This is a genomic window from Sutterella seckii, assembly GCF_009183815.1.
GTDB lineage: Bacteria > Pseudomonadota > Gammaproteobacteria > Burkholderiales > Burkholderiaceae_F > Sutterella > Sutterella seckii.
In genome coordinates this window covers 1-488 of record NZ_WEHX01000244.1, presented here as the reverse complement: position 1 = coordinate 488, position 488 = coordinate 1, and the positions used below count along the sequence as shown (strand labels likewise).

The 488-nt window shown below is 50.6% G+C and carries 1 pseudogene; it reads right to left on the bottom strand.

Annotated elements, in window-relative coordinates:
- Positions 1 to 488 (bottom strand): annotated as a pseudogene (locus tag GBM95_RS12030) (IS1634 family transposase); the annotation flags it as partial.

Sequence of the window (488 nt, the reverse complement as noted above, 5' to 3'; positions counted from 1 at the left end):
TACAGGCTCTCGATTCTCAACTGAGTACAGGACCAGAAGCTTGATCGTATCCAGTCCGTCGCCATCCTTGTTGAATCCTTGACGCGCTTCGATTTGATTCTTCGAATATGTAGAAAAGGTCGTTGTGTCCAGAGCCAAATTCAAACCCGACGAGGAAACTCTTTGAGCACGGCTTCGAAAATAGGCTTGCACACCTGACTCATTACGTCCGACAGATGCAAAAAGCTTGCCGTACACATCCTGCGTGATGGGGTACTCGTAAGGCAACGGGTTCATCATCTGCCACGTCTCCATGCGAGGCAGCGTATCACCATCAGTGGCAACCCAATATCGGGCGATTGAACTCAACTTCTGAGCATCCCCAATCTCGAAGCATGTCTTCAGATCCTCATCGATGCCCGATTCCTTTCCGGCCCATTCGAGAATTCTCTGTAGTCCGACATGCGTGCGAACAGCATCAACAGGAGGCTTCACAACCTCAGAACGCG